Annotated in this window: 22 protein-coding genes and 1 pseudogene; 13 read left to right on the top strand and 10 right to left on the bottom strand. The window is 68.3% G+C overall.

Annotated features, from left to right (window positions below; translation table 11 throughout):
• Positions 1-52 precede the first annotated feature (52 nt).
• The 6 genes from K320_RS0107380 to K320_RS0107355 all read left to right on the top strand — a co-directional run bounded on the left by K320_RS0107380 (position 53) and on the right by K320_RS0107355 (position 6,519).
• Entirely contained in the window at positions 53-1,015 is a 963-nt protein-coding gene (locus K320_RS0107380) for an MBL fold metallo-hydrolase (protein ID WP_024538193.1), read from the top strand.
• Between the two features lie 32 nt (positions 1,016-1,047).
• Positions 1,048-2,691: an FAD-dependent monooxygenase gene (locus K320_RS0107375; protein WP_024538192.1), complete on the top strand. Its 1,644-nt coding sequence runs from the start codon at positions 1,048-1,050 to the stop codon at positions 2,689-2,691.
• Between the two features lie 28 nt (positions 2,692-2,719).
• Positions 2,720-3,274 carry a VOC family protein gene (locus K320_RS0107370; protein ID WP_024538191.1) on the top strand — a complete coding sequence of 185 codons (555 nt, stop codon included), beginning with the start codon at positions 2,720-2,722 and terminating at the stop codon, positions 3,272-3,274.
• 157 nt (positions 3,275-3,431) lie between these two features.
• Positions 3,432-4,760, top strand: coding sequence for an MFS transporter (locus tag K320_RS0107365; protein ID WP_024538190.1), 1,329 nt, complete (start codon positions 3,432-3,434; stop codon positions 4,758-4,760).
• A 45-nt stretch (positions 4,761-4,805) separates the two neighbouring features.
• The gene (gene fahA / locus K320_RS0107360) at positions 4,806-6,119 is read left to right on the top strand and encodes a fumarylacetoacetase (protein WP_156913918.1); all 1,314 of its coding nucleotides are present in this window, start codon (positions 4,806-4,808) and stop codon (positions 6,117-6,119) included.
• Between the two features lie 70 nt (positions 6,120-6,189).
• Entirely contained in the window at positions 6,190-6,519 is a 330-nt protein-coding gene (locus K320_RS0107355) for a DUF1840 domain-containing protein (protein WP_024538188.1), read from the top strand.
• A 12-nt stretch (positions 6,520-6,531) separates the two neighbouring features.
• On the opposite strand, the pseudogene K320_RS0107350 reads toward K320_RS0107355, so the two are convergent.
• Positions 6,532-6,753 (bottom strand): annotated as a pseudogene (locus K320_RS0107350) (VOC family protein); the annotation flags it as partial.
• A 106-nt stretch (positions 6,754-6,859) separates the two neighbouring features.
• Positions 6,860-7,702 (bottom strand): ChaN family lipoprotein, encoded by an 843-nt coding sequence (locus K320_RS0107345; RefSeq protein WP_029695911.1) that lies wholly within the window; start codon positions 7,700-7,702, stop codon positions 6,860-6,862.
• Between the two features lie 188 nt (positions 7,703-7,890).
• On the opposite strand from K320_RS0107345, the gene K320_RS0107340 reads away from it, so the two are divergent.
• Together K320_RS0107340 and K320_RS0107335 are read left to right on the top strand one after the other, a co-directional pair.
• The gene (locus tag K320_RS0107340; RefSeq protein WP_024538186.1) at positions 7,891-11,466 is read left to right on the top strand and encodes an LAGLIDADG family homing endonuclease; all 3,576 of its coding nucleotides are present in this window, start codon (positions 7,891-7,893) and stop codon (positions 11,464-11,466) included.
• Positions 11,467-11,625: 159 nt separating this feature from the next.
• The gene (locus tag K320_RS0107335; RefSeq protein ID WP_024538185.1) at positions 11,626-12,897 is read left to right on the top strand and encodes an NnrS family protein; all 1,272 of its coding nucleotides are present in this window, start codon (positions 11,626-11,628) and stop codon (positions 12,895-12,897) included.
• Between the two features lie 65 nt (positions 12,898-12,962).
• On the opposite strand, the gene K320_RS0107330 is transcribed toward K320_RS0107335, so the two are convergent.
• Positions 12,963-13,250 carry a BTH_I0359 family protein gene (locus tag K320_RS0107330; RefSeq protein ID WP_024538184.1) on the bottom strand — a complete coding sequence of 96 codons (288 nt, stop codon included), beginning with the start codon at positions 13,248-13,250 and terminating at the stop codon, positions 12,963-12,965.
• 96 nt (positions 13,251-13,346) lie between these two features.
• Positions 13,347-14,546 (bottom strand): DUF3108 domain-containing protein, encoded by a 1,200-nt coding sequence (locus K320_RS0107325; protein ID WP_029695909.1) that lies wholly within the window; start codon positions 14,544-14,546, stop codon positions 13,347-13,349.
• Between the two features lie 71 nt (positions 14,547-14,617).
• Here K320_RS0107325 and K320_RS0107320 point away from each other — a divergent pair, with 71 nt between their 5' ends.
• Entirely contained in the window at positions 14,618-15,523 is a 906-nt protein-coding gene (locus K320_RS0107320; protein WP_029695908.1) for a fumarylacetoacetate hydrolase family protein, read from the top strand.
• Between the two features lie 9 nt (positions 15,524-15,532).
• Here the strand turns inward: K320_RS0107320 and K320_RS0107315 are convergent, their stop codons facing one another.
• Together K320_RS0107315 and K320_RS0107310 are read right to left on the bottom strand one after the other, a co-directional pair.
• The gene (locus K320_RS0107315) at positions 15,533-15,952 is read right to left on the bottom strand and encodes a YXWGXW repeat-containing protein (protein ID WP_034342907.1); all 420 of its coding nucleotides are present in this window, start codon (positions 15,950-15,952) and stop codon (positions 15,533-15,535) included.
• 118 nt (positions 15,953-16,070) lie between these two features.
• Positions 16,071-16,490, bottom strand: coding sequence for a PAS domain S-box protein (locus K320_RS0107310; RefSeq protein WP_024538182.1), 420 nt, complete (start codon positions 16,488-16,490; stop codon positions 16,071-16,073).
• A 114-nt stretch (positions 16,491-16,604) separates the two neighbouring features.
• Between K320_RS0107310 and K320_RS0107305 the strand changes: the two genes are divergently transcribed.
• Positions 16,605-17,645, top strand: coding sequence for a zinc ribbon domain-containing protein (locus tag K320_RS0107305; RefSeq protein ID WP_024538181.1), 1,041 nt, complete (start codon positions 16,605-16,607; stop codon positions 17,643-17,645).
• Positions 17,646-17,651: 6 nt separating this feature from the next.
• On the opposite strand, the gene K320_RS0107300 is transcribed toward K320_RS0107305, so the two are convergent.
• Entirely contained in the window at positions 17,652-19,073 is a 1,422-nt protein-coding gene (locus tag K320_RS0107300) for a GGDEF domain-containing protein (protein ID WP_024538180.1), read from the bottom strand.
• A gap of 198 nt (positions 19,074-19,271) precedes the next feature.
• On the bottom strand, positions 19,272-20,444 hold the full coding sequence (gene tgt / locus K320_RS0107295; RefSeq protein ID WP_024538179.1) for a tRNA guanosine(34) transglycosylase Tgt: 1,173 nt from the start codon (positions 20,442-20,444) through the stop codon (positions 19,272-19,274).
• 79 nt (positions 20,445-20,523) lie between these two features.
• On the opposite strand from tgt, the gene K320_RS0107290 reads away from it, so the two are divergent.
• Entirely contained in the window at positions 20,524-20,988 is a 465-nt protein-coding gene (locus tag K320_RS0107290) for a universal stress protein (RefSeq protein ID WP_024538178.1), read from the top strand.
• A gap of 27 nt (positions 20,989-21,015) precedes the next feature.
• Here the strand turns inward: K320_RS0107290 and K320_RS0107285 are convergent, their stop codons facing one another.
• Positions 21,016-21,405: a hypothetical protein gene (locus K320_RS0107285; RefSeq protein ID WP_024538177.1), complete on the bottom strand. Its 390-nt coding sequence runs from the start codon at positions 21,403-21,405 to the stop codon at positions 21,016-21,018.
• Positions 21,406-21,620: 215 nt separating this feature from the next.
• Positions 21,621-22,784 (bottom strand): acyl-CoA dehydrogenase family protein, encoded by a 1,164-nt coding sequence (locus tag K320_RS0107280; RefSeq protein ID WP_029695905.1) that lies wholly within the window; start codon positions 22,782-22,784, stop codon positions 21,621-21,623.
• 110 nt (positions 22,785-22,894) lie between these two features.
• On the opposite strand from K320_RS0107280, the gene K320_RS0107275 reads away from it, so the two are divergent.
• Both K320_RS0107275 and K320_RS0107270 read left to right on the top strand, forming a co-directional pair.
• Complete coding sequence (locus K320_RS0107275; RefSeq protein ID WP_024538175.1) at positions 22,895-23,530, top strand: TetR/AcrR family transcriptional regulator; 636 nt, start codon at positions 22,895-22,897, stop codon at positions 23,528-23,530.
• Positions 23,527-25,104: an acyl-CoA carboxylase subunit beta gene (locus K320_RS0107270; RefSeq protein WP_024538174.1), complete on the top strand. Its 1,578-nt coding sequence runs from the start codon at positions 23,527-23,529 to the stop codon at positions 25,102-25,104. The genes K320_RS0107275 and K320_RS0107270 overlap by 4 nt, the downstream gene beginning before the upstream one ends.
• The last annotated feature ends 4 nt before the right edge of the window (positions 25,105-25,108 follow it).

Raw genomic sequence — 25,108 nt, 5'->3', positions numbered from 1 at the left:
GACTAATTGCGTCCGACAATCCGTGCATCAACAACGCATCGGAGCCACGGACATGACCGAAAAGAAATTCGCCTCGCAGGCCGACCTCGAAGAAAAGAAGATCAGCTGGGACAAGCTGAGTGCCAACGCCTACGCCTACACCGCCGAGGGCGACCCCAACACCGGCGTGATCATTGGCGACGACGGCGTGATGATCATCGACGCCACCGCCACCCCCGTGGCCGCGCAAGGCGTCATCAAGAAGATCCGCGAGATCACCGACAAGCCCATCAAGTACGTCGTGCTGACGCACTACCACGCCGTGCGCGTGCTGGGCGCCAGCGGCTACAAGAACGAAGGCCTGGAGCAGATCATCGCCAGCCAGGACACCTGGGATCTGATCGTCGAGCGCGGCCAGCAGGACATGGACTCCGAGATCGGGCGCTTTCCGCGCCTGTTCCAGGCGGTGGAGAGCGTGCCCGGCCTGACCTGGCCCACGCTCACCTTCCAGGGCGAGATGACGCTGTGGCTGGGCAAGCTGGAGGTCAAGATCCAGCAGATCGGCCGCGGCCACACCAAGGGCGACACCATCGTCTACCTGCCCAGCCAGAAGATCTGCTTTTCGGGCGACCTGGTCGAATACGAGGCCGCCTGCTACACCGGCGACGCCTATCTGGCCGACTGGCCGCAGACGCTGGATAACCTGGCGGCGATGAACTTCGACAAGCTGGTGCCCGGCCGCGGCCCCACCTTGATGACGCCCGAGCAGGTGAAAAAAGGCCTGGCCTACACGCGCGACTTCACCGCCACGCTGTACAAGAGCGCGCAGGAAGCCGTGGCCCAGGGCATGGACCTGAACGCGACCATGAAGCACACCCGCAAGGCGATGGATCCGAAGTTCGCCCAGGTCTTCATCTACGAGCACTGCCTGCCCTTCGACGTGACGCGCGCCCACGACGAGGCCAGCGGCATCCGCGATCCGCGCATCTGGACGGCCGAGCGCGACCAGCAGATGTGGCACGCGCTGCAAGACTGACCCGGGATGAAGGCGCACGAGGAGACAAGACCATGAACCAGCCCGATTCCCAAACGACCACGACCCAGCACCGCACCCAGGTGGTGGTCGTGGGCAACGGCCCCGTCGGCCAGACGGCGGCCCTGCTGCTGGCCCGCTGGGGCATTGACTGCATCGTGCTCGACCGCCGGCCGCAGCGCGACGTCATCGGCTCCAAGGCCATCTGCCAGCAGCGCGACGTGCTGGACGTGTGGGAGTCGGTCGGCGTGGGCCACAAGATCGCCGCCGAAGGCGTGACCTGGGACCGCGCCACCACCTTGTACCAGGGCGCCACGCTGTTCACCCAGCCTTTCGTCGACACCGGGCGCTCGGTGTTCCCGCCCTTCGTCAACATCTCGCAGACCCGCACGGAAGAACTGCTGGATGAGCAGATCGCCGCCGCCGCGCACATCACGCCGCTGTGGGACCACGGCGTCGAGCAGATCGAGCAGGACGAAGGCGGCGTCACCCTGCACTGCCGTCGCGCCGACGGCACGCCGGTGGACGTGCGCGCCCCCTATGCCATCGTGGCCGCCGGCTCCGCGCCGCGCGAGCTGCGCCACCAGCTCGGCGTCAGCTTCGACGGCCGCAGCTTCGAGGACAAGTTCCTGATCTGCGACATCCGCGCCGACCTGCCGGGCTGGGAGCGCGAGCGGCGCTTTTACTTCGACCCCGAGTGGAACCCCGGCCGCCAGGTGCTGATCCACCCCTGCCCCGATTCGACCTTCCGCATCGACTGGCAGGTGCCGGGCGACTACGACATCGAGCAGGAAGAAGCCAGCGGCGCCCTGGACGCGCGCATCCGCCAGATCATCGGCGACAAGCCCTACGAAATCGTCTGGAAGTCGGTCTACCGCTTTCACTCGCGCATGGTCGATCGCATGCGCGTGGGCCGCGTGCTGCTGGCCGGCGACTTTGCCCACATCGTCTCGCCCTTCGGCGCGCGCGGGCTCAACACCGGCGTGATGGACGCCGAAAACGCCGCCTGGAAGCTGGCCTTCGTGCTGCGCGGCTGGGCCGACGACGCGCTGCTCGACAGCTACGACAGCGAGCGCTGCGCCGCCTCGCGCGAGAACATCGAGGTCACCGGCAAGACCATGGATTTTCTGGTGCCGCACACCGAGGAGCAGCACCGCATCCGCGTCGAACGCCTCACGGCGGCGCTGACCGACCCGTCGGTGCATCCGCAGATCGACTCGGGCCGCCTGTCCGAGCCCTTCTGGTACGTCGACTCGCCGCTCACCACGCCCGACGCGACGCGCCCGTTTGCCGGCCGTCCGCCGCGCGGCCATGTGCCGCCGCCCGCGCCCGGCGTCGCGCTGCCCGACGTGCCGGTGCGCATCGCGGGCATGGACTGCGCGCGCCTGCGACAGGTGGCGCGCGACGGCCTGCTGCTGCTGGCCGGCAGCGCGGTCGACCTGACCCGGCTGCGCGCGCAGGCGCAAGCCGCCATCCCCGCCGCGCCGCTGCGCGTGCTGCGCATCGCCGACATCGACGCCGAAGGCGCCCTGCAGCAGGCCCTGCAAGCCGGCCCGGATGAAGTCTGGCTGGTGCGCCCGGACGCCCACATCGCCGCCGTCTGCCAGCATGGCGACGACCAGGCCTTGCAGGGCGCGTTGCAACGCGTCATGGGCAAGCGTGCCGCCGTATCCGTCTGATCCACCCCTTCAAAACGAGGAAACCCTCATGGCCCATCTGAACGGCGTGCACCACGTCGCCTACCGCTGCAAGAACGCCAAGCAAACGGTGGAGTGGTATCAAAAATACCTCGACGCCAACTTCATCCTTGCCATCGCCGAGAACGAGGTCCCTTCCACCAAGGAGCCGGACCCGTACATGCACATCTTCATCGACATCGGCGGCGGCAACATCCTGGCCTTTTTCGAGCTGCCGACCAAGGAGCCGATGCTTGCACCCTCGGATGCCAACACCCCGTCCTGGACGCAGCACCTGGCGCTGAAAACCGACTCCATCGACACCATGCTGAAGGTCAAGGCTCGCATGCAGGCCGACGGCATCGAGGTCATCGGCCCCACCAACCACACCATCTTCCAGTCCATCTACTTTCGCGACCCCTCGGGCCACCGGCTGGAGCTGGCCGTCAACACCGCCACGCCCGCGATGGACCAGGCGCTGGACCAGGTGAAGTGGGACATGCTCAACGAGTGGGACCGCACCAAGAAGGCCCCCGAGCACGCCCGCTGGATGCACGACGGCAGCGGCCACATCGGCGCGCACTGAGCGCCTGAACCACCCTGAACCGGGGGCGCACGTGCCTCCGGCACTGACAAGCCAGTCTTGACTGCGGCTGCTTCGGGCGGCCGTTGTCCCCATTCACCCCGAACCCATGCGTCGACCGCACGCAGGCCCCGCCTTGGACGCTTTTCCGGAGAGAGACATGAACACCGCCACCCTGACCCCCGCCGGCGCTCCGCCCGCCGATCCAACCAAAAAAGAAGAGCACCGCGTGCTCGCCGCCACCTTGGTGGGCACCGCCATCGAGTGGTATGACTTCTTCATCTACGCCCAGGCCGCCGGCCTGTACCTGGCCGGGGTGTTCTTCACCGGCCTGGCGCAGGACAACCCGGGCCTGGCGCTGATCCTGTCATTCGCCACGGTCGGCATTTCCTTCCTGTTCCGCCCGCTGGGCGCCATCGTCTGCGGCGCGCTGGGCGACCGCTATGGCCGCAAGGTCGTGCTCGTGCTCACGCTGCTGCTGATGGGGGCCTCGACCACGCTGATCGGCCTGCTGCCCGGCTACGCGAGCATCGGCATCTGGGCACCCGTCGCGCTGATTCTGCTGCGCATCGTGCAGGGCTTCTCGGCCGGTGGCGAATGGGGCGGTGCCGCGCTGCTGGCGGTCGAGCACGCACCGAAGAACAAGCGCAGCCTGTTCGGCGCCTTCCCGCAGATCGGCGTGCCGCTGGGCCTGATTCTGGCCACCGGCGTCACGCTGCTCATCACCCTCCTCATCGGCAAGGAAGCCTACGCCGAGTGGGGCTGGCGCATTCCTTTCCTGCTGTCCTTCTTGCTGATCGTCGTCGGCGTGCTGATTCGCCGCGGCGTGGAAGAGTCGCCCGTGTTCACGCAGCTGGCCAATCGCCGCAAGGCAGGCTCGGCGCCGCTCGCGGACCTGGTGCGCCAGCACCCAGGCACGGTGGTGAAGGCCGCGCTGGTCTTCATCGCCAACAACGCCGCCGGCTACCTGTTGATCGCCTTCCTGATCAGCTACGGCCAGCGGTCACTGGGCTTTTCGAGCACCGAGACGCTGCTGAGCGGCGTCGTCGCCGCCGTCGCCTGGCTCGCCTTCACGCTGTGGGGCGGCCATCTGGGCGACCGCATCGGGCGTGTGCGCACCTTCCAGATCGGCTACGTGCTGCTGGCGCTGTGGGCGATTCCGATGTGGTTCGTCTTCGATACCGGCAGCATCACGCTGTTCCTGCTCGGCCTCGTGGTGCTGGCCCTGCCGCTGGGGTTGACCTACGGGCCGCAGGCGGCGCTGTACGCCGAAATGTTCCCGGCCAAGGTGCGCTACTCGGGCGTCTCGGTGAGCTATGCGCTGGGCGCCATCCTGGGCGGCGCGTTCGCACCGATGATCGCGCAGACCATCGTCGCCGAGACCAAGACGCCCTGGCTCATCGGCTTGTACATCGTCGCGCTGTGCGTGATTTCGCTGTGGGCCGTGTCCCGCGTCGAGGAGCGCAAGGACGTCGACCTGAATGCCTGATCTTTGCGTTGCACATTCCAGCGCCCACCAGAGGAGAACGCCATGATTGAACCCAATGCCACCCACGACCCGGCGCTCAGGAGCTGGGTTGCCAGCGCCAACGACGGCATCACCGATTTCCCGATTCAGAACCTGCCGTTCGCGATCTTTCGCCGCAAGGGCAGCCAGGAGGTCTGGCGCGGCGGCGTCGCCATTGGCGACCAGATCGTCGACATGGCGGCGGCCGTCGCCGCCGGCGTGTTTGCCGGCGACGCCCTCGCACCGGCCCAGGCGGCTGCAGAATCCACCCTCAATCATTTGATGGAAATGGGAGGGAAACCCGCATCCATTCTGCGCAAGACGCTATCCAAAGCATTGCAAACCGGCTCGCCGCACGAGGGGGCGCTCAAGCCCTGCATGGTGGCGCAAAGCGGTGCCGAATACACCGTGCCTTGCCGCATCGGCGACTACACCGACTTCTACACCTCGATTCATCACGCCACCAACATCGGGCGGCTGTTTCGCCCGGACAACCCGCTGATGCCCAACTACCAGTGGATCCCGATCGGCTATCACGGCCGGGCCTCCTCGGTGATTGTCTCGGGCCAGGACTTTCATCGCCCGCACGGGCAGGTCAAGGCGCCGGGGGCCGACGCACCGCGGCTGGCGCCCAGCGCGCGCCTGGACATCGAGCTGGAGCTGGCGGTGTTCGTCGGCCAGGGCAATGCGCTGGGGGACTCGGTCGGCATTGATGCGGCCGAGGACCACATCTTCGGCCTGGCGCTGTTCAACGACTGGTCGGCGCGCGACATCCAGCCCTGGGAGTACCAGCCGCTGGGGCCGTTTCTGGCCAAGAACTTCGCTTCCACCGTCTCGCCCTGGGTGGTGACGCTGGAGGCGCTGGCGCCTTACCGCGTGCCGTTCACGCGGCCGGCGGAGGAGCCGCAGCCGCTGCCGTATCTCGCCAGCAGCGCGCACAGCGCCGCGGGTGGTTTCGACATCCAGCTGGAGGCACTGATAGCGACACCGCGCATGCGCCAGGAAAGCAGCGCCCCGGCGCGCCTGGCGCTGACCAACTACCGCCATGCCTACTGGACCGCCGCGCAGATGCTGGCGCACCACACGGTGAACGGCTGCAACCTGCAGCCGGGCGACCTGCTGGGCACCGGCACGCTGTCGGGACCGACGCTGGATGCGGCCTGCGCGCTGATCGAGCTGACCGCCGGGGGCAAGAACCCTGTCCACTTGCCCAACGGCGAGCTGCGCACCTGGGTGGAGGATGGCGACGCCATCATCCTGCGCGGCTGGTGCGAGAAGCCGGGCGCGGCACGCATCGGGTTTGGGGAGTGCGTGGGGGTGGTGCTGCCGGCCAAGGCGTGATCCTGCGCCCCGCGCGCGCGAAGGGGGAAGGGGTTAAGCTAGCCGCATCCCATTCTTCACGGGTGCTGCCATGCTGTACAAATTCAAATCCCGCGCCACCGCCGAACTCATCATGCTCGAACCGGTCGGGCGCCGCGTGCTGCAGATCATAGGCAAGGACCCGGACCAGCCGCAGGGCATCATCACCGCCGAGCAGATCCCGGCTGCCATCGCCGCGCTGCAGAAGGCGGTGGAGCAGGAAGAAGCCCAGCGCAGCGCGCCTGCCGAGCAGCCGGCGCCTGCCGAATCCGACGGCGAAAAGCCCGAGCCCAGCGAGCGCGTCTGGCTGCGCCAGCGGGTAGTGCCCTTCATCGACATGCTGCGGGACAGCGCCGCCGCCGGGCGCGAGGTGACCTGGTAGCCCAGCGCATGCTCACTGCATCGAGTGCAGGCCGATGCAGTTGCCCTCGGTGTCCACCACCGGCGCGATATGGCCGTGCGGGGCGATGGAGAACTTAGGCTTGAACACCGTGCCGCCGGCCGCCTGCACCCGGCCCTGCTCGACGGCGCAATCGTCGCAGGAGAAATAGACCAGCGTGCCACCGCCGCCCGAGGGCACGCCGTCCATCCTGACCAGCGCCCCCGAGGCGCCCATGCCCCGGACCGTTGCGCGGCAGCGCCTGTTTGCGATGGCCGAAAAGGGGCTGTGACCGTTCTCGATGCGTGCAGTCGACAGGCTTGGCGCGCAGCGCGATCGGCCCTCACTTGCGCCGCAAGGCCGCGCAATAGTCTTTGGGCGCGATGGCGGGTGTCCGGTGGACGTAATCCACGTCGCCTTTTTTGACATCGGGAGCCTGGCCGGCTTGCGCCACGGCCACTTTGTAGCCCGAGTGCGCCGGCAGCCAGCTGGGAATGCCCAGACCGCGCCAGACATGCCCCGCGCCTGCAATGAGCAGCACGGTCTGGCCCGGGCGCAGCGCTTGCTCGGCCGTGCGGGCCAGGCTTGCATCGCGCGCCAGCTGCACCCGCGTCATCGGGGCGGTCTGGCTTTCAGGCAGCAGGTCGCAATGGCCTTCGCGCACGGCCTGCTGCTGGCGCGCCAGCGCGGCGGGTGGCAGATGCGCGTCCAGAGCGCCATCCTGCATCGCCGCGTGCTGGGACGCGCGCGGCAGGTTGCCGCCCAGCACCGGCACCCCGGCGCGCACCGCCGCCAGCACCACCGGCCCGTAATGCGCCCAGGGCCAGCCGGTGTCGTTCCAGTGCAGCGCCTGGCGCACCTGTGATGCGTCGGCGTCGGCCGGCAGGCCTGCGGTGCCGCGCCCGGCGTCCGCCATTTCGATGACCAGGGCCGCCAGCTGCCCCTGCGCGGCCAGCTGTTGCACCGTCTCGCGCTCCCACGCCTGGTGGGCTGCTGCATCGTGCTGTTCACCCAGCAGCAGCAAGGGCACGCCGCGCCACTGCTGCAATTGCGCTTGCCACGCAGCACCGTCGGCGCCGGGCACCGGTCCGCCGGCGCAGCCCAGCAAGGCAGCCGCGCACAGCAGCCAGACAGCGCTGCACACCAGCGCGCGAAGGCGTCTCGGAATGGGGGTGATTGGTAACATGATGTATCAGTGGCGATGCGAACAGATGACGGGCAGCAGGCGCCGCACCATCGCTGCCATGCTACTGGAATCGGAGCCCGATGGGCTGCGGATCGGTGTACAAACACTGCCTGTTGCGCCCGGCGTTTCGGGCCGTTTTTTGTGCTGGCGCACCGGGTGCCGCCGGCCCTCCAAGGAGCTCTTTCGACATGCAGCGTGAAACCACCGATCTCGCCCCCCAGCTTGCGGCCCAGCCGATCAGCCTCGATGTGCTGCGCGAAAAATACTTCAAGAACGGCGAGCGCGAAGTGGACGATCTGTATGCGCGCGTGGCGCGCGCGCTGGCGTCGGTCGAGCAGCCCGAGCTGCGCGAGACGCTGGAGCAGCGCTTCCTGGAAAACCTGCGCGCCGGTGCCATAGGCGCCGGGCGCATCATGAGCGCCGCCGGTACCGACATCCAGGCGACGCTCATCAACTGCTTCGTGCAGCCGGTGGGCGACTGCATCCAGGGTGTCGATGACGAAGGCTTCCCGGGCATCTACGAGGCGCTGCGCGAGGCCGCCGAAACCATGCGCCGCGGCGGCGGCGTGGGCTACGATTTTTCGCGCATCCGCCCGCGCGGCGCCGAGGTCAAGGGCACGCACTCGATGGCCTCGGGGCCGTGTTCCTACATCAATGTGTTCGATCAGTCCTGCTCCACGGTCGAGAGCGCGGGCGCGCGCCGCGGTGCGCAGATGGGCGTGCTGCGCATCGACCATCCGGACGTGCTCGACTTCATCACCGCCAAGCGCACACCGGGGCGCTGGAACAATTTCAACGTCTCGGTCGGCGTGCCCGATGCCTTCATGCACGCGGTCGAGCAGGATGGCACCTGGGAGCTGGTGCACAAGGCGCGCCCGAGCCAGGAATGCCGCGACCGCGGCGCGCACCAGAGGGCCGATGGCCTGTGGGTCTACAAGACGCTGCGCGCGCGCGCGCTCTGGGACACCATCATGCAATCGGCCTACGACTTCGCCGAGCCGGGCATTCTGTTTCTGGACCACATCAACACCGACAACAACCTGCGCTATGTCGAGCGCATCGATGCGACCAACCCCTGCGTGACGGCGGACACCTGGGTGTTGACGCAAGACGGCCCGGCGCAGGTGCAGGACCTGATCGGCAAGCCCTTTGGCGCCGTCGTCGATGGTCGGGTGCATCCCACCGAAAGCCAGGGCTTCTTTGCTACCGGCACCAAGCCCGTGCTGCGCCTTGCCACGCGCGAAGGCCATGCGCTGCGCCTGACGGCAGACCACCGGCTGCGCCGCGTGGTGTGCAAGACGCGCTACACGCTGCAAACCGAATGGACGCCCGCGTCCGCCTTGCAGCCTGGCGACGAAATCCTGCTGCAGAACCACCGCACCATGCTGGGCTGGGAGGGCGTGGGCACCGAGGCCGAGGGCTATCTGCTGGGCTTGCTGGTGGGCGATGGCACGCTCAAGGCAGACAAGGCCGTGATCAGTGTCTGGGCGCCGCAGTTGCGCGCGGTCGGTGGCGATGTGGCGGTGGCTTTGGCCGCCAATGGTGCCGTGGGCGTGGTGCGCGCCGCCGAAGCGGCCGCGGCGACGCTGCGCCACCGCGCGGATTTCCGTGGGTTTCAGCGCCCCATCGCCGATCGCGGAGAAATGCGCATGGCCAGTGCTGCGCTGCGCGATCTGGCCTTCGGCATGGGCATGCGGGTGGGCCGCAAGGGCATCACTGCGCAAATGGAGCGCGCGTCGAGTGAATTTGCCGTCGGCCTGCTGCGTGGCTTGTTCGATGCCGATGGCAGCGTGCAGGGCGCGCAGGCCAAGGGCGTGAGCGTGCGCCTGGCGCAAAGCGATCTGCCCTGCCTGCAGGCGGTGCAGCGCATGCTGTTGCGCCTGGGCATGGCCAGCACCCTCCATGCCAACCGCCGCCCGGCCGCCGTGCGCGCGCTGCCCGATGGGCATGGTGGGTACAAGGACTACGCCACGCAGGCACAGCACGAGCTGCTCGTCAGCGGCGACAACCTGCAGGTGTTTGCCGAACGCATCGGTTTTGCGGATGGCGAGAAGGCCGAGCGGCTGGAGCAATTGCTCGGCACCTACCGCCGTGAGCTCAACCGCGAACGCTTCACGGCCACGGTGGCAAGCCTGCAGGAAGATGGGGAAGAAATGGTCTATGACGTGACCGTCGCCGACGTGCACGCCTTTGACGCCAACGGCCTGCATGCCCACAACTGCGGCGAGCAACCGCTGCCCTCCTACGGCTGCTGCGATCTCGGCCCCATCATCCTCACGCGCTTCGTGCGCCACCCGTTCGGCTTCTCGGGCGAGGCGAGCTTCGATTTCGAACGCTTCGCGCAGGTCGTGGCCACCCAGGTGCGGGCACTGGACAACGTGCTTGACGTGACCTTCTGGCCTCTGGAACAACAACGTGCCGAATCCGCCGCCAAGCGCCGCATCGGCGTGGGCTTCACCGGCATGGGCAACACGCTGGCGATGCTGAAACTGCGCTACGACCGCCAGGACGGGCGCGCGATGGCGGTGCGCATCGCCGAGTGCATGCGCGACAGCGCCTACCGCGCGTCCGTCGCACTGGCCAAGGAGAAAGGGGCGTTTCCGAAGTTCGAGGCCGATGGCTATCTGGCGCAGGGCACCTTTGCCAGCCGGTTGCCGGCGGACGTTCAGCAGGAGATCCGCGCGCATGGCATACGCAACAGCCATCTGCTGTCGATCGCGCCCACCGGCACGGTGAGCCTGGCCTTCGCCGACAACGCTTCCAACGGCATCGAGCCGCCGTTCTCCTGGACCTATACGCGCAAGAAGCGCGAGGGCGACGGCAGCATGAGCGAGTACACCGTCGAGGACTACGCCTGGCGGCTGTACCGGACATTGGGCGGAGACGTGCAGCATCTGCCCGACTATTTCGTGAATGCGCTGGAGATGTCCGCGCTGGAGCATGTGGCGATGATGGAGGCGGTGCAGCCCTATGTGGACACCGCGATCTCCAAGACGGTGAACATCCCGGCCGATTACCCCTACGGCGATTTCAAGGGCCTGTACCTGCAGGCCTGGCGCTCGCACCTCAAGGGGCTGGCCACCTACCGGCCCAACAGCATCCTTGGCGCGGTGCTGGAGGTCCCGGCCAAGGAAGAGGCCAAGGCGGCGCCCGGCGCCGTGGAGCCCGCCGTGCCGGTGGACCCGATGCGCACCGTGATCGAAAGCCGCCCCAGCGGCGGGCTGGCCGCCGTGGCCGAGAAGGTGGAGTACTGGACGCAGGAAGGGCACAAGCGGCTGTACATCATCGTCTCCTTCCTGCCGGTCGATGACGGGCGCGGCGGCACGGTCGATCGCGCCATCGAGTTCTTCATGCCGGTGGGGCAGAGCGGTGAATCGCAGCAGTGGATCACCTCCAGCATGCGCTTGCTGTCGCTGGCGGCGCGCGGCGGCTTCCTGGAACGGGCGCTGTCGGACATGCGCAAGGTGGCCTGGGACCGCGGCCCGGTGCGCCTGGGCCACCACGCCAAGGACGACGGCACGCTGGTGCCGATGTGGCACGACTCCGAGGTCGCGGCGCTGGCCTACGCGATTCAGCAGATTCTGCTGCGCCGCAGCAGCGCGCCGCAGCAGCAGGAGCTGCCGCTGGAAGAGCCCGAGGCGCCGCGCGGCCTGCCGCCCGCCATGGCGGGCAAGAAATGCTGGGAATGCGGCGCGCACGCGGTGATCCGCAAGGACGGCTGCGACTACTGCACGCAATGCGGGGCGCTGGGCAGCTGCGGCTGAGCGTGCCGGGTGGCGGGGTGGAGCGGCTGCGTCCCTCTGCGTCCCTGACAGGGATGGGGCTGCTTGCGCTGCGCTATCGTCGGGGCATTGCCATTTTCAATGTCTCTTCATGAAAACCCTGCTGGGCGCCGGTTGCGGCGCCAATCCTGAGGTGGCGCGATGAGCAGCGCCGCACCCCTCGACCCGCACTGGCGCCTGCGCTACATCCTGCTGGCGCCGCACCGTCTGGGCTTTTCGCTGGCCGCCGTGGTGCTGATTGCCGCCAGCCTCTGGTGGGCGCTGGTGCAGGTGGACCGCGCCACCGGCGCCATCGGCCTGCCGGCGGATGGCACGCCGCCGCTCATCACGCATGCGGCACTGATGAGCTTCGGCTTCATTCCTCTGTTTTTTTCCGGCTTCCTGTTCACCGCCGGGCCGCGCTGGCTGGATGTGGAACCGCTGTCGGTGCGGCAGATCCAGGCGCCGCTGTTCATGCAGTGCGCCGGCTGGCTGGTCTGGCTGCTGGGCGGGCTGTTCAGCGAAACCCTGGGGCTGCTGGGGCTGGCGCTGGCGTGGCTGGGGCTGGTGCTGATGGCCTGGCTGTACGCGGGCCTGGTGCGCGCCAGCCGCGCCGCCAACCAGATGCACGGCAAGATGGTGCGCGCGGCCTTTGTCGTGGGGTGCGTCAGTGTGGCCGGGTTGGGCGTGAGTGTGCTGCTCGATCGCTATGACCTGGCGCTGGCCTGGGTGCTCACCGGGCTGTGGGGCTTTGTCGGCGTGGTCTTCATGACGGTGGCGCACCGCATGATCCCGTTCTTCACCCACGGCAAGCTGCCGGGCGTGGACGCCTGGCGGCCGAACTGGGTCATGGGCGTGCTCGCGCTGGCCGTGGGCGCCCAGGCGGTGTTCGTCTGGCTGTCCATGGGTAGTTGGCCGGTCTGGCTGGCGATGGTCGGGCTGATGCTGCGCACCTGCTTCGAGCTCCTGATCGGCGTTTGGCTCATCTGGCTCACGGTGCGCTGGGGGCTGATGGCGGCCATCAAGATTCCGCTGCTGGGCATGCTGCACATCGGCTTTCTCTGGCTCGGCCTGACCAACCTGATCGCCGCCGCCACCGGCGCCTGGAGCGCCGTCGTTCAGGGACCGGTCTGGCACCTGGCGGCGCTGCATGCCTTCACCATGGGGTGTCTGGGCTCGCTGATGGTGGCCATGGTCTCGCGCGTGGCTGCCGGGCACAGCGGCCGGCCGCTGGAGGCCGGGGCTTTCTTCTGGGGCTTGTTCCTGCTGCTGCAGGTGACGGTGGTGATCCGCGTGGTCGCCGCGCTGCCGATGGCCGCCAGCACCAGTCTGCTGGCGCTCGCGGCCGTACTCTGGCTCGCCACCATGGCGGCCTGGGGTGGCCGGCTGCTGGGCTGGTGGGGCCGGGTGCGCATCGACGGCAACCCGGGTTGATGCTTCTTATTGAATAGCTGCCAACGCCCGTCCATTGGGCGTTGGTGGCATGAATCACTCAAATTTCAGTGCAGGACGACCGGGTTCTGCGCCAGACCCGCGTAGCCTTCGAGCGTCGCCTCGACCTCTTCCTGCGAGGGGGTGTTGCGCTGCCAGGCGACGATCTGCTGCTGGAACAGCTCGGCCCAGGAGCCGTCCAGATACACCTCCTTGCCCGAGCGCTTGTCCACGATTTCAAAGCCGTGGCGCAGCAGCTGGGGCACCGGCTTGGCATCCGCCTGCGCGTCTTCCTCCTCGGGCCGGGGCAGCATGTGCACCACCACGAAGGATTCTGAGTCGTAGAGCATGTGCATGGTGGTCCTCCCGTTGCTATCGCTGGCAGATGGTGGCAGGGCGCCCGCGTTCAAGACCGCGACAGTATTCCATGAATCGGCCGTGTCGGTGCCGGCTCAGGGGTTTTCGTGGCCGGAAAGCCGCAGGTCGACGAAATCCCCGCCCTCTTCCGCGAGGCGGATGCGCACCGGCAGGTAGTGCAGTCCGGTGCCCAGCCACAGCGTGTCCCTGCGCTCGTCGCCGCCGCGGGGCAGGCGCTGCAGCTTGATGGCCGGGGTGTCGCCGGCGGGCAGGTGCAGCACCTCGGGTCCGGCGACGGTGAAGGTCCACGGATCGATGCGCTTGGGGCCCACGGTGGCAAAGCTGATCTGCGTGCCGCGCGGGTAGCGTTCGGGGGCCGCGGCGATCAGTGCGCCGAGCTGCACGAAAATGCTCAGCCGGTCCTGCGTGCCGTCGGCCAGGGGCGCTGTGGCCGTGTCGCCGTCGCTGAACCGGGCCTGGTGCGCGGCAAGGTCGAGCTCCACGTTGCGCGTTTTGCTGCCTTCGTCGATAAAACGCTCGGGCTGCAGGCCGCGGGCGGTGACCAGTCCGCGGCTCTCCTGGGCGCGCGAACCCAGCAGAAACAGGCGAATCTGCTGGCGCAGCTGGTAGTGGGCGCTGTCGATCTGCCAGGCCAGCGTCGCGCGCGCCTGGTAATTGAAGCCTTTGACATGGCCCGACACGTCAAACGACAACACGGTGGAGGGCGGCAGCAAGAGGGGCGCGGCGGCCGGTTTCGGTGCGGTGGGCCTGGGTGCGGGGGGCTCGGCCGGTGGCGGCGCTGGCGTGGGGGCTTGCACCACCGGCGCGGGCGCGCCCGCGGGCGGGGCATTGCCGGCGGAAGAGGCGGGCTGCGCTTTGGGCGGTGCTTCAGGCAAGGCGGCGGCCGGGCCGACGCCGACCTGTTGCTCACGCCAGCTTTCGTAGGCCGCCTGCAGGCGGGCGGAGCGCTGCAGGCCCGCGGGCGCGGGGGCGATGGCGGTGTTTTCGGCGGCGGTCTCCGATACCTGCCGCGCCGGCGCCGGCATCGCCTTCCTGGCGGGCACCGTCCGCCGCGCCGCCGCTGGGCGTGGCGCTGACTGCGGCGCGGCAGCGCGGGGCGGCAGCCCGGGCGCAGAGGGCCCAGGCGGCGCCAGGACCCGGGTCTGCAGGGCGGCGGGCGGTGCGTTGGCCGACAGAGCCAATGGCAGCGGCACGCGGGAGAGCAGCAGCAGGTGCAGCGCCAGCACGGCAAGGCCCAGCAGCCAGAGGCTGCGCCGGGCGGCGGGCGCTACCATGCGCTGTTGCTGCATCAGTAATCAAGGCGTTTTGCAAGGCTCTTGCGCACGCACATCAAGGAAAGTTTGCTATGAAATTGGCTACGCTGCGCGATGGCTCGCGCGATGGCCAGCTGGTGGTGGTCTCGCGCGACCTGGCGCAGGCGCATTATGCGAGCGGGATCGCCGCCCGCCTGCAGCAGGCGCTGGAAGACTGGAACTTCTTTGCGCCGCAGCTGCAGGATCTCTACGACGCGCTCAACGCCGGCCGTGCGCGCCACGCCTTCGCGCTGGACCCGGCGCAGTGCCTCGCACCGCTGCCGCGCTGCTACCACTGGGCGCATGGCAGCGTTTACCCGGCGCATGCGCAGCGCTGCCCGCAGGGGGCGCCCGCTTTCCAGCTGAGCCCGGCGGACCATCTGCTGGCCCCGCAGGCATGTTGGCAGGTCGGGGGCGTGCAGGCATTGGATTTCGCCGCGGGCCTGGCGGTGGTCACGGGCGACGTGCCGCGTGCGGCGGGCCCCGAGCAGGCGGCAGAAGGCGTGCGGTTGCTGCTGCTGGCGCTCACGCTCGGCCAGCCTGGCTCGCCGCACAGCCTGGCGACGGCGTTCGCCCCGGTCGCCCTCACGCCCGACGAGCTGGGCGAGGCTTGGCGCGGCGCGCGGGCGCGGTGCACGCTGCAGGTGCAGCTCAACGGGCGCAAGTTCGGGCTGTGCGAGACCGGGCCGGAGATGGCGCTGGATTTCGGCGCCAGCATCGCGCAGTGCGTGCGCTGGCGCGGCGTGGCGGCGGGCAGCATCGTCGGCGCGCTGCCGGTGAGCAACGCGGATGCGGCACGCGGCTTCTGCAGTCTGGCGGAGCGGCGCGGCGCAGAGGTCGCGCAGGACGGCGAGGCCAAGACCGCGTGGCTACGCGCGGGCGATGCGCTGCAGGCGCAGGCGCGGCTGGCCGCCGGCGGCCAGAGTCTGTTCGGCGCCATCGATCTTGAACTGCGCTGAGCCCGGTGGTCAGCGCCGGTTGCGGTCGTGGTGATCGTGCTTTTCATGGTGATCGCGCCGGCCCCGGTCGTGGCGCGGCCGGTCGTCGCCCCAGCGGCCGGCGATGAAGACCCACTGCGGCCCCTGCCGCACCCACCGCGGCTGCTGCCACGCATGGCCGCGGCGCACACGCACCCATTGGCCGGGTACCCAGACGTAGGCGCGGTGGCGCCATTCCCAATGCCCTTGCGACCAGACCATGCCGCGGCGTGCGCGCGGCACGGCTTCGTAGCGCGGCGGCGGGGGCGGTTGCACCATCACCGGGGCGGCGATGGCGGGCTGCGGCCCGGCCTGGATGACGACGGTGGCGCTGGTGGCGGCCTGCGCGCCCGCGGCGAGCCCAAGGCCCAAGGCGGCGGTGGCGGCGGCGGTCAGGAGGATGCGGTGCATGTATTTTCCCTTTGCGTGTTGTTGTGCATGCGCCATGGTCGCCGGGCATTGTCAACAGGGGCTGCCGCGCGTGTTTCCGTTGGCTGAAGCGTTGTGACGAGGCGTCACGGCCCGGCTGTCAGCCGGCGGCCGCCTTGCGCGCGGCCAGCGCGGCCAGGTAGCGCCCGGTCGCGTCGCGCGCCATCGCCACCGAGCCCAGCGCCTGCCCGGCGCCATCGGTGACGATGGCAAAGCTCATGTCCACATACAGCTTGCGCCCGTCCTGGTGCACGCCGCGCGTGGTGCGCACCTCCTGGCTGGCGGTGTGGGCGCTTTCCATCGCGCGGTTGAAGCCGCGCCAGTGCGCCTCGCGCAGGTGGGCGGGAATGATGAGGTCCACGCTCTGTCCCAGGGCGTCTTCGGCGCTGAAGCCGAAGAGCGCCGCGGCGCGTGCGTTCCAGACGCGGATCACGCCTTGCGCGTCGATGAAAATCAGCGCATCGCCTGCGTCGGCGATGATGCGCTCCCAGGGGGCGGTATTCGTGCTTGGCTGTGTCATGGGTGGATTGTCCTCCGGGTGGCAAACCCCGTGAATACCATGGTCAAAATCGGGGTTTGGCGCTTTCCCTGAAAGCGCAAACAGCTATCGTTTTAAGAGAATGGGAGCATGGCCATGGGCAAAGCGCTGCGTCTGTCGGAAAAATGGTTTCGCCGCGGCCTGTGGCTGGTGGCCCTGGTTTTTGCCGGCTTTCTGATCGGGCTGGGCGGCACCATCGTCGGCGATCTGCCGCAGGTGGAAACGGCGCCGCAGCTCGACGACTACCTGGACATGGCGCAGGTGGCGCCGCTGCGTGCGCAGGCGCGTTCCGCGCGCGAGGCGCAGGAGGCGGCGCGCAATGCGCTGGAGCAGGCCGAGCTGCAGGCCGGCAAGGCGCGCTCCAGCACCCAGACCGAGCGCGAGAGCCTCAACGCCTGGCTGGCCACGCGAAGCGCCACGCAGCGCTCCGAGCAGGACCCGGAGGTGATCGCCCGGGCTCGCGCGCTCGATGCGCTGCAGCAGCAGGAATTGAAGGCGCGCCAGGCGGTGCAGGCGCAGCAGCAGGCGCTGCTGGATGCGCGCCAGCAGGCGCAGGGGCAGCAGCAGCGCCTGGCGGAGCTTGAACGCGGCGGGCGCGAACGCATGGCCGGCGCCGAGCGTGCGCAGGAGCTGCGCGTCTTCCTCTACCGCCTGGCGCTCACGCTGCCGCTGCTCGCCGTTGCCGGCTGGCTGTTTGCAAAAAAACGCAAGAGCACCTGGTGGCCCTTCGTCTGGGGTTTCATCTGGTTTGCGCTGTTTGCCTTCTTTGTCGAACTGGTGCCCTACCTGCCCAGCTATGGCGGCTATGTGCGCTATGCGGTGGGCATCATCGTCACGGTGCTGGTCGGGCGCTTTGCCATCCAGGCGCTCAACCGCTACCTGGAGCGGCAGAAGCAGGCCGAGGCGCGGCCCGATTCCGAGCGCCGGCGCGGGCTGGGCTACGACGTTGCGCTGTCGCGCCTGGCCAAGGGCGTATGCCCGGGCTGCGAGCGTGCGGTGGACCTCAAGGACGGCACGACGGATTTTTGCCCGCATTGCGGCATCGGCCTGTTTGCACGCTGCGCACATTGCAGCACGCGGCGCAGCGCGTTCGTGCATTTCTGCCCCTCGTGCGGGACGGCAACGGAAAGGCCCTGACGCAGGCTACGCGCTGATCTCGCCGTGGCGCAGCGGCGTCATCACCGCGGCATCGAAGGCCTGCACCCGGTTGCGCCCGGTGGTCTTGGCGTGGTAGAGCGCGGCGTCGGCGCGCGCCAGCAGTTCGCTCATGGTGTACGGGGTGTCGGCGGGCGTGCCCGCATGCAGGCCCACGCTCATGGTCACGGAAAACTCGTCGCCGCCCTCGGTGGTGAAGCGGTGTTCCCGCAACTGGGCGCACAGGCGTTCGCTCACCGCCTGGGCGCCGGCGTGCGTGGCATGCGGCAGCAGCAGCGCGAATTCCTCGCCGCCGATGCGCCCGAACAGTTCACCGGGGCGCAGGTTGTGCTGGATGAGCTGGGCAAACTGCTGCAGCACGCTGTCGCCCTGGGCATGGCCCCAGCGGTCATTGACCTGCTTGAAATAGTCCATGTCGAACATCAGCACGGCGACGGGCGCGCTCTCGCGCTGCAGGCGCTGCAGCTGCTGCGCGCCGCGCTCCATCAGGGCGCGGCGTGACAGCGCGCCGGTGAGGAAATCATGGTTGACCGCCCGGTGCAGGATCTGCAGCGCCTGGGCGTGCAGCGCGTGCGCGGTCGCGACGGCCAGCGGCGCCAGCGACAGCAAGGCAACGCCGACGCGGAACGACACCGCGTCCAGCAACTGTTCCGGCGTCAGGCTCAGGCCCAGCAGCACCAGCGTGGCGGTGCTCCACAGGCCGACCAGCAGGTTCAGCAGCGACACGAGAAACACGCCGTAGAGCATCGCGCACCACACCAGGGCGGGTACGGCAAACACCAGCGCGCCCGGACCCTGCAGTGCAAAGGCTGCCGCTTCGGAAGCCAGCAGCGCCAGCAGCGGCAGCCCCCAGAGTTTGCCCAGCGGGCGCAGCACGCGGCGCCAGCGCCACTGCCAGAACCAGCCGCGCGGCGCCGCCAGCACCACGGGCAGGCACAGGATCAGGTTGTACAGCTCGCCGCTTTCCCAGATGATGAAGGTCTGCCAGCCGGATGCGGAAAAGAACAGATCGCGGCTCAGGCTGCCGAGCAGCGCCCCGGTGGTGGCGGCGATCACGCAGCCGACCAGAATGACGAGCACCGAACGCTGGCGCCGAAAGCCCAGCGTGGCCGGGCCCTGGCGCACCAGGAAAAGCCAGCCGGCCAGCACTTCCACCAGGTTGATGGCGTTGATCACCAGGTTGCGCTCCAGGGCGGCGCCGGTGAGGGCATCGGCGGCCACGAAGCCCAGCCACGCGGACAGCCATGCCAGGGGCGTCTTGCTCCAGACCGGGTTGCGCAGCATCAGCCCGAGCAGCAGGCCGTTGGCCGGCCAGAAGGTCGCCATGAAGGCGATGGGCCGCGTGGCGATGCCCGCCAGGCAGGCGGCGAGCATGCACAGGAACAGCAGCCCATGTTCGCGCAGGAGCATGGGTCTGGTCGTCATCGGTGCTGGCTGAAAGGGCATCGCGCGTGCGGGTCGCAACAGGGAGGTACATGCGCCAGCGGACAGAAGATCGCGCGCGGCCGCTTTGTTAGCGAAGCTTGCATTGTCCACTTGTTGTAACAAAAAACCTAGGGGCAAATGTGAAGGATTGCCAACCTCCGGTAGAGGGTCAGGGCGCCATTGCTACACGCCGCGCGCGCGGTCGTGCGCGAACCGGGCGCGGAACTGCGCGTATTGGCCGGTATCCAGCGCGTCGCGGATTTCCTGCATCAGCTGCAGGTAATAGTGCAGGTTGTGGATGGTGGCGAGCATCGGCCCGAGCATCTCGCCGCAGCGATCCAGATGGTGCAGGTAGGCGCGCGAGAAGCCTTTGTCGCCACCGTCGTTCCAGCTCACCCCCTCGGCGCCCGCGCAGGCGTGGCAGGTGCAGCTCGCGTCCAGCGGCTGGCGGTCGTCCTTGTGGCGGGCGTTCCTGATCTTCAGATCGCCAAAGCGCGTGAACAGCGTGCCGTTTCTGGCGTTGCGCGTCGGCATGACGCAATCGAACATGTCCACGCCGCAGGCGACGCCTTCGACCAGGTCCTCGGGCGTGCCCACGCCCATCAGGTAGCGTGGCTTCTCGGACGGCAGGCGGTGCGGCGTGTGCGCCATGATGCGCAACATGTCCTCCTTGGGCTCGCCCACGCTCACGCCGCCGATCGCATAACCGGGGAAGTCCATCGCCGCGAGCGCCTGCAGCGACTCTTCGCGCAGGGGCTCGAACATGCCGCCCTGCACGATGCCGAAGAGCGCGTTGGGGTTGGCCAGGCGCGCGAATTCCGCCTGCGAGCGGCCCGCCCAGCGCAGGCTCATTTCCATGCTCTTGCGCGCCTGCGGCTCGGTGGTCAGGTGGCCGCTGGTTTCATACGGCGTGCATTCGTCGAGCTGCATCACGATGTCGGAATTGAGCACCGTCTGGATCCGCATGCTCACTTCGGGCGAGAGAAACAGCTTGTCGCCGTTGACGGGGCTGGCGAAGTGCACGCCGTCCTCGGTGATCTTGCGCATCGCGCCCAGGCTCCAGACCTGGAAACCGCCCGAATCCGTCAGGATGGGCTTGTGCCACTGCTCAAAGCCGTGCAGGCCGCCAAAACCCCTGACGATGTCCAGCCCCGGGCGCATCCACAGGTGAAAGGTGTTGCCCAGGATGATCTGCGCGCCCATTTCCGTGAGGCTTCTGGGCATCACGCCCTTGACGGTGCCATAGGTGCCCACGGGCATGAAGATCGGCGTTTGCACCACCCCGTGGTTGAGCGTGAGGCGGCCGCGCCGGGCGTGGCTGGCGGGGTCGGTGGCAAGCAGGTCGAATTGCAGCATAGGGGTGTGATTGTCCCAGAGCGCGCCGCCCCGGCCACTGTCCTACACTGGCACCAACCGATAGGCGATGGAGGTGGCGATGCTGAGAATTCTGGTGGCGGTCGATGGTTCTGAACTGGCGCTGGATGCCGTGCGCCATGCGATTTCCCTGGTGCGCGAGCATGGCTTGCAGGCCACGCTGGTGCTGGGCCATGTGCAGGAGGAGGCCTCCTTCCTGGAACTGGCCACGCGCGATGCCGATGTGATCGCGCAGGCGAGCGTGGAGGCGGGTCAGCACCTCATGGCGTCGGCCGTGGCGCTGGCGCAGGGCGCGGGTGTGGCATGCGAGACCGAAATTGCGCTCGGTTCGCCTGCCGCGACGCTTGCCGACATGGCTGACGATTGCGGCTGCGGCCTGATCGTCGTCGGGGCGCGCGGCATGGGCGGCCTGCGCGGCGCGCTGCTGGGTTCGGTGTCCCAGGCACTGGTGCGCGATGCCACGGTGCCGGTGACCGTGGTCAAGCACGAGCACCCCGCCGACGAAGAAGACGCTGGGCAGGCGTGAGGGCCGGGGAGGCCGGCGGGAACAGGGTCAGGCCGCTTTCTTCCAGTCGGCTGGCTTGCTGCGCTGCAGCTTGCCGTGCGGCAGCGTGGCCAGGCGCTTGAGCATGCGCCGGCAGTAGCCGCGGATCCACAGGCATTTGTTGAGTTCGTCCACCGGCAGCGGGCCGGAGACGACGACGATGTCGTTGGCCTGCAGCAGCGCACCGGCCGCGCGCAGGCGCCGGCGCTGGGTTTGCGCCCAGGACTGGATGCGCGTGGGGTTGCCGTGGCGGTGCACTTCGCCGGTATGCGCGTCGAAGGCGATCGCGACCGTGTCCGTCTTGAGCTTGAAGCGGCGCTCCCCCGTGATCTTGCTCGGGGCTTCGCGCATGTCATACAGGTAGTAGCTGCCTGCCTTGAGCTCGTATTGCAGATCCATGGTGAAGAGTCTCCTTGCTTGAATTGTGCTGACGGTGGCGCCGTTTGATGGCCGGTGAAGCACGAGGAAACTCCGGCTTTTCCATGGGCAAGCCTTGCAAGCTTTCCATCGGGTGCCGACCGCCATTGTCGGTCAAGCCATAGCCGTGATCAATCAATTGCGCCGAATCGTTTTGCAATCGGCCGATGCTGGCGCGGGGGCAAGGGCCCGTGCCATCACACCATGCGCTTGGCGACTTCCTCCAGCATCACCTCGGTCGCGCCGCCGCCGATCGCCTGCACGCGCGCATCGCGCGCCATGCGCTCGATCGCGGTCTCGCGGATGAAGCCCATGCCGCCGTGGAATTGCAGGCAGTCGTACATCACCTCGTTGACCAGCGTGCCCGCGAGCGCCTTGATCATCGAGACTTCGCTCACCACCTGCTGGCCCATGGCGTAGCGCCAGGCGGTGGTGTAGACCAGGCTGCGCGCGGCCGCCACCTGCGCGGCGCGCCAGGCCAGGCGCTGGCGGATGGCCTGCTTGTCCCAGAGCGTGGCGCCGAAGGCGCGGCGCTGCGTGACCCATTCGAGCGTGAGTTCGATGGCGCGCGCGGCCTCGCCCATGCACTGCGCGCCCAGCACCAGACGCTCGTTCTGCAGGTTCTTGACCAGCGCGTAAAAACCCTTGTGTTCCTCGCCGAGCAGCGCGTTGGCGGGCAGCACGCAGTTTTCGAACACCAGTTCGGCGGTGTCGCTGGAGAGCCAGCCTTGTTTCTTCAAGGGGCGCTCCACGCGAAAGCCGGGCGTGCCCTTTTCGACGATGAACATCGATATCTCGCGCCCGCGCCCCGCATCGCCCGTCTTGGCGGCCACGAAGTACACGTCGCCGTGCACGCCGTTGGTGATGAACATCTTGCTGCCGTTGAGCACCCAGCCATCGGCGCCGCGCCGCGCCGTGGTGCGCATGCCCTGCAGGTCGGAGCCGGCATCGGCCTCGGTCATCGCCACGGCGGCGATCTTGCGCCCGGCGATGAGCTCGGGCATCAGGCGCTGCTGCTGTTCCGGCGAGCCGGCATGAAAGAGATGGGGGCTCGCCATGTCGGTATGCACCAGCACGGTGATGGCAAAGCCGCCGTAGCTGCTGCGTCCCAGCTCTTCGGCCAGTACCACGGTGGAAAGCGCATCCAGCGCCGAGCCGCCGAATTCCTGCGGGTAGCGGATGCCGAGCAGGCCCAGCTCGCCCATTTCGCGCAGCGCCTCGCGCGGCACGAAACCGGTTTCTTCCCACGCGTCCGCGTGGGGCAGCACGCGCTCGCGCACAAAGCGGCGCACGGTATCGCACAGCATTTCATGTTCAGCGGTCAGAAAGGGGAAGGCGGCAGTCAGGGAATCGGTGATCATGGCATTTACCTAACAATCAATCGATTGAATATATGTGCATATCGCAGGTGTGTCAACGGAATTGCGATATTGACAAACTAACAATCATTAGATAAATTCAACGGTAATCCATGCCAGTCGCCATCCACCCTTCCGCCGAAATCGCCGCCGGCACCCGCCAGCTGGTGCTGGATGCCGCGGCGCGCCTGTTCCGCACGCAAGGCTATGCCAGTACGTCGTTGCGCGAGATCGCTGCACTGGCAGGCATGCGCGCGGCCAGCCTGTACCACTACTTTGATTCGCGCGACGCCATCGTCGCCGAAGTGTTGCGCCTGGGTGTCGAACAAGTGTTTGATGATGTGCGCCATGCCGTCGATGCGCTGCCGGCCGACGCCGACGCTCTTGCACTGCTGCAAACCGCTATCCACGCCCATCTGCAGGCCATGATGGAGCGGCAGGACTACACCTCGGCCAACGTCCGCATCTTCGGCCAGGTGCCGCAAGGCGTGCGCGACGCGCATCTGCCGCTGCGCGATGCCTATGAACGCTATTGGGCATCGCTGCTGGCGCGCTGCGCCGCGGCTGGCGGCTTCGACCGGCGGCGCGATCTGCGCCTGGCGCGCCTGTTTCTCATCACGGTGATGAACGGCAGCCTGGAATGGTTCCAGGGCGGCACGCTCGCGCTCAAGGCGGTGGCCGACGAACTCACCGAACTCATGCTCTACGGGCTGCAGCAGCGCTGGCCGCCCGCGGCGGGAAAGCCATGACCATGTCCAGTACGTCTGAACAACGCCGGCGCGATTACGACGCCGCCCTTGCCACCCTGCACGAGCGCATGCGCTGGGCGATCGCGGGCGGCGGTGAAAAACTGCGCGAACGCCACAAGACGCGCGGCAAGATTCCGGTGCGCGAGCGCATTGAATTGCTGCTCGACCCTGGCAGCCCGTTCCTGGAGCTCTCGCCGCTGGCCTGCTGGGGCTTGCATGGCAACGAGGCGCCGGCCGCCGGCATCGTGACCGGCATCGGCCGCGTCGCGGGCGTGAACTGCATGCTCATCGCCAACGATGCCACGGTCAAGGGTGGCAGCTTCTTTCCCGAGACGGTGCGCAAGCACGTGCGCGCGCAGGAGATCGCCTGGGACAACCGCCTGCCCTGCCTGTATCTGGTCGATTGCGGCGGCGCCTACCTGCCGATGCAGGACCAGGTGTTCCCCGACTACGGGCATTTCGGCACCATCTTCTACCACCAGTGCCGCATGAGCGCCGACGGCCTGCCGCAGCTCTCCGCCGTGTTCGGCGGCTGCACGGCGGGCGGGGCCTACATCCCGGCGCTGTCGGATGAGTCCATCATGGTGCAGGGCACGGGGCGCATCCACCTGGGGGGGCCGCCCATCGTGAAGGCCGCGATTGCCGAGGTGGTGGACGGCGAAACCCTGGGCGGCGCGGCGATGCATGCGCGCGTCTCCGGCGTGACGGACTACCTCGCGATGAACGAGATGCAGGCGCTGCAGCAGCTGCGCGGCATCGTGGCCCAGCTCAACTGGAAGACGCACGCCGCTGCCGCGCGCCAGCCGGTGCGCGCGCCGCTGCACGATGCCGCGGAGATTCCCGCCCTCATCGGCACCGATCTGCGCCAGCCCTATGACGTGCGCGCGGTGATCGAGCGCCTGGTGGACGCGAGCGACTTCAACGAGTTCAAGCCCGAGTACGGCGGCACGCTGGTCTGCGCCACCGCCCATGTCCACGGCTACCCGGTCGGCATCCTGGCGAACAACGGCGTGCTGTTCTCCGAATCGTCGGTCAAGGGCGCGCATTTCATCGAGCTGTGCAACCAGCGGCGCATTCCCATCCTGTTCCTGCAGAACATCACCGGCTTCATGGTCGGCACCGAGGCCGAGCGCGGCGGCATCGCCAAGCATTCGGCCAAGCTGGTCTATGCCGTGGCCACGGCGCGCGTGCCGCGCTTCACGGTGCTGATCGGCGGCAGCTACGGCGCGGGCAATTACGGCATGTGCGGCCGGGGCTTTGGTCCGCGCTTCGTCTTTGCCTGGCCTGCCAGCCGCATCGCCACCATGAGCCCGGATGTGGCCAGCACGGTGCTCACCGACCTGCGCCGCGCCTCGCTCAAGGGGCCGGTGGACGAGGCGGAAATCGCCGCGCTCGATGCCCGCACCCGGGTGCAGTTCGAGGAACAGAGCGACCCTTACTACGCGACGGCGCGCTTGTGGGACGACGGCATCATCGAACCGGCGCAGACGCGCGACGTGCTCGGCATCTGCCTGCAGCTCGCGGATGAAAGCACGCCGCGCTTCGAGGGCCAGAGCCCGGTGTACCGGATGTGAGGGG

The sequence above is a fragment of the Comamonas badia DSM 17552 genome (assembly GCF_000484635.1).
Taxonomy (GTDB): domain Bacteria; phylum Pseudomonadota; class Gammaproteobacteria; order Burkholderiales; family Burkholderiaceae_C; genus Comamonas_C; species Comamonas_C badia.
This window is presented reverse-complemented; position numbering and strand designations above follow the sequence as displayed.

Bases quoted from the DNA above. Each gene is read 5' to 3' on its own strand.
- K320_RS0107380 (WP_024538193.1), top strand. From the start codon at position 53: ATGACCGAAAAGAAATTCGCCTCGCAGGCCGACCTCGAAGAAAAGAAG.
- K320_RS0107375 (WP_024538192.1), top strand. From the start codon at position 1,048: ATGAACCAGCCCGATTCCCAAACGACCACGACCCAGCACCGCACCCAG.
- K320_RS0107370 (WP_024538191.1), top strand. From the start codon at position 2,720: ATGGCCCATCTGAACGGCGTGCACCACGTCGCCTACCGCTGCAAGAAC.
- K320_RS0107365 (WP_024538190.1), top strand. From the start codon at position 3,432: ATGAACACCGCCACCCTGACCCCCGCCGGCGCTCCGCCCGCCGATCCA.
- K320_RS0107355 (WP_024538188.1), top strand. From the start codon at position 6,190: ATGCTGTACAAATTCAAATCCCGCGCCACCGCCGAACTCATCATGCTC.
- K320_RS0107345 (WP_029695911.1), bottom strand. From the start codon at position 7,702: ATGTTACCAATCACCCCCATTCCGAGACGCCTTCGCGCGCTGGTGTGC.
- K320_RS0107340 (WP_024538186.1), top strand. From the start codon at position 7,891: ATGCAGCGTGAAACCACCGATCTCGCCCCCCAGCTTGCGGCCCAGCCG.
- K320_RS0107335 (WP_024538185.1), top strand. From the start codon at position 11,626: ATGAGCAGCGCCGCACCCCTCGACCCGCACTGGCGCCTGCGCTACATC.
- K320_RS0107330 (WP_024538184.1), bottom strand. From the start codon at position 13,250: ATGCACATGCTCTACGACTCAGAATCCTTCGTGGTGGTGCACATGCTG.
- K320_RS0107325 (WP_029695909.1), bottom strand. From the start codon at position 14,546: ATGGTAGCGCCCGCCGCCCGGCGCAGCCTCTGGCTGCTGGGCCTTGCC.
- K320_RS0107320 (WP_029695908.1), top strand. From the start codon at position 14,618: ATGAAATTGGCTACGCTGCGCGATGGCTCGCGCGATGGCCAGCTGGTG.
- K320_RS0107315 (WP_034342907.1), bottom strand. From the start codon at position 15,952: ATGCACCGCATCCTCCTGACCGCCGCCGCCACCGCCGCCTTGGGCCTT.
- K320_RS0107310 (WP_024538182.1), bottom strand. From the start codon at position 16,490: ATGACACAGCCAAGCACGAATACCGCCCCCTGGGAGCGCATCATCGCC.
- K320_RS0107305 (WP_024538181.1), top strand. From the start codon at position 16,605: ATGGGCAAAGCGCTGCGTCTGTCGGAAAAATGGTTTCGCCGCGGCCTG.
- K320_RS0107300 (WP_024538180.1), bottom strand. From the start codon at position 19,073: ATGCTCCTGCGCGAACATGGGCTGCTGTTCCTGTGCATGCTCGCCGCC.
- tgt (WP_024538179.1), bottom strand. From the start codon at position 20,444: ATGCTGCAATTCGACCTGCTTGCCACCGACCCCGCCAGCCACGCCCGG.
- K320_RS0107290 (WP_024538178.1), top strand. From the start codon at position 20,524: ATGCTGAGAATTCTGGTGGCGGTCGATGGTTCTGAACTGGCGCTGGAT.
- K320_RS0107285 (WP_024538177.1), bottom strand. From the start codon at position 21,405: ATGGATCTGCAATACGAGCTCAAGGCAGGCAGCTACTACCTGTATGAC.
- K320_RS0107280 (WP_029695905.1), bottom strand. From the start codon at position 22,784: ATGATCACCGATTCCCTGACTGCCGCCTTCCCCTTTCTGACCGCTGAA.
- K320_RS0107275 (WP_024538175.1), top strand. From the start codon at position 22,895: ATGCCAGTCGCCATCCACCCTTCCGCCGAAATCGCCGCCGGCACCCGC.
- K320_RS0107270 (WP_024538174.1), top strand. From the start codon at position 23,527: ATGACCATGTCCAGTACGTCTGAACAACGCCGGCGCGATTACGACGCC.